Origin of the sequence: Bradyrhizobium sp. (assembly GCF_028868675.1) — a bacterium.
Taxonomy (GTDB): Bacteria; Pseudomonadota; Alphaproteobacteria; order Rhizobiales; family Xanthobacteraceae; genus Bradyrhizobium.
Genome location: NZ_JAGWUA010000363.1, coordinates 1 through 1997 on the forward strand (window position 1 = coordinate 1; position 1997 = coordinate 1997).

General features: G+C 66.2%; 3 protein-coding genes and 1 CRISPR repeat array. All 3 genes read right to left on the reverse strand.

All coding sequences use genetic code 11. The features are described from left to right. Window positions 1-50: 50 nt before the first annotated feature. Window positions 51-219: a CRISPR direct-repeat array (repeat unit 32 nt; unit sequence GTTTCGATCCGCGCTCCCGCACGGGGAGCGAC). 183 nt (window positions 220-402) lie between these two features. Beyond that, on the reverse strand, window positions 403-693 hold the full coding sequence (cas2, locus tag KGM94_RS25115) for a CRISPR-associated endonuclease Cas2 (RefSeq protein ID WP_300265420.1): 291 nt from the start codon (window positions 691-693) through the stop codon (window positions 403-405). 12 nt (window positions 694-705) lie between these two features. After that, a complete protein-coding gene (gene cas1c / locus KGM94_RS25120; protein WP_300265423.1) occupies window positions 706-1740 on the reverse strand; it encodes a type I-C CRISPR-associated endonuclease Cas1c in 1035 nt (344 codons plus the stop codon). Further along, window positions 1737-1997, reverse strand: a 261-nt coding sequence (locus KGM94_RS25125; protein ID WP_300265426.1) for a Dna2/Cas4 domain-containing protein, incomplete at its 5' end; no start/stop codon positions are given. The genes KGM94_RS25125 and cas1c, both read right to left, overlap by 4 nt.

Consider the following 1997-nt stretch of genomic DNA (forward strand, 5'->3'; position numbering starts at 1 on the left):
CTCCCGCACGGGGAGCGACCGTTTGCGTCTGCCGGGTTAGCTCCGTAGCGAGTGTTTCGATCCGCGCTCCCGCACGGGGAGCGACTTTTTCCTCTGTGCCAACTATCGTTCCGCCCATAGCGTTTCGATCCGCGCTCCCGCACGGGGAGCGACACGACATGCCGCACTCCACATCGTCGATGATACGGTTTCGATCCGCGCTCCCGCACGGGGAGCGACGGTGGGCCTCGTAACATTTCACTTGCTCAAGGGAAAGGGCTGCGAGCGCGCGAACGTACGGAGGCCCCGGCTCGCGGAGCCCGCGCCGCCTGCCGGCGGCGGCCATTTTGCTTTACGATTTCAAACAACTGGCGCTGGCGCGAACCGGCCCAACGCATGCCGCACGCTTGTGGTTCGCGCATCCTACACGATGAGCGGCCCGCCGAGGTCCGCGGCTTCCTTTGCCCCTACGTGCTCGACCCTGCGCCGCCAGTTTGCGCCGAGGTAGTAGTAGCGTAGGCTGTCCTGTCTTGGATCGATCAGGCCCTCGAGTCTTGCCTTGAGGGTCGCCCACTGGGCCGGATCGACCTCGATCTCGAAGACCGAGAACTGCACGCGCTGCCCGTAGTCCTGACACGCCTTGGCGACGCGCCGCAGCCTTCGCGCGCCGCCCGGTTCCGTGAGACTGACGTCATAAGTCACCAGCACCAGCATCACGACGCTCCCTCATTTCCAGAACCACGGTGGATAGGCGTCGAGGTCGCCGCGCAGGTGACGGGCAAGCAATTGCGCCTGCAAGTACGGCACGAGGCCGAGCGGTGCCATCTCGTCCAGGAATGGGTGTCGACGCTCCTCCTTCTTGCGTTCCTGCCAAGCGGTCAGCACGGTCTTGCGGCCGGCCTCCGACAGCAGAACGGCGCCACCGTCTCGCGCTTCAAAATCGCCGCTCCGCAGTTGCCGCCGATTGATGAGCGAAAGCGCAAGCCGGTCGGCCAGCACGGGTCGCAGTTCCTCCATCAGATCCAGCGCAAGACTTGGCCGTCCCGGTCGGTCGCGATGTAGGAAGCCGACCGCCGGATCGAGGCCGACGCACTCTGCGGCGCTGCGACAATCGTGTGTTAGGAGCGTATACAAGAACGACAACAAGGCATTGACTGGATCGCGAGGTGGCCGTCGACTACGGCCGTTGAAGCGGATGTCCGGATCGGGCGAGCGCAGCAGGCTGTTGAACACCGCGAAATAGCCGTTGGCCGCCTCCCCCTCGGCGCCCCGGATCGCATCCGCGCCCTCGTTCATGAACGCGACTCGACGCAAGATCCGCTCCAGCCGGTCAACTGCGGCTTCCACCGTGGCGCGGTTCTGCGTTGACATCTCCGCGCCGTGATCCCGCAAAGCGCGCTGCAGCACTACTCGCTGATTGGAGATCTTGCCGGTGACGATGCTGCGCACGATCTCATCCGGCTGCTCGGAGGCGCGGTATTGCGCGCGGCGCAGCAAGACATTACCGCTGACCGGGCCCTCGACCCGCGCCTCAAACCGGCCCTGGCGGTCGAGCAGCACCAGCGTGATGCCGGCCCGCGCCAGCGCGCTGATTAGCGGCGGTGAGATGGATATCGCGCCGAATGCCACCACGGCGCCGAGCATGTGCAGGGGCACGCGGCCGCGCTCGGCGTCGTCGATTTCGGCGACGATGTTCTCGCCTTCCTTGCGCAGCCGCGCGCCTTCGGTAGTAGCGTAGAGGGTGTTGAGCAGCTTCTTCATGGCGTGGACTCGCCGCCTGAAGCCTCCGGATCGAGCACGGCCGCCAGCGCCCGGCGGCGAAAGCTGAGCGCCGATTTCGCCATGGCCTGCGGCCGGCACAATTCGATCAGCGAGCAAGCGCGGCATCGGCTCGGCTTCCAGACCGGCGGCGGCGTGCGGCCGGAGGCGAGCAGCGCGCCGAACGACCTCACGGTGTCCTCGGTAAGCCTTCGCAATTCGGCATCCACCGGCACCACGACACGGCGCTTGGTTTCGCC

Bases quoted from the DNA above. Each gene is read 5' to 3' on its own strand.
- cas2 (WP_300265420.1), bottom strand. From the start codon at position 693: ATGCTGGTGCTGGTGACTTATGACGTCAGTCTCACGGAACCGGGCGGC.
- cas1c (WP_300265423.1), bottom strand. From the start codon at position 1,740: ATGAAGAAGCTGCTCAACACCCTCTACGCTACTACCGAAGGCGCGCGG.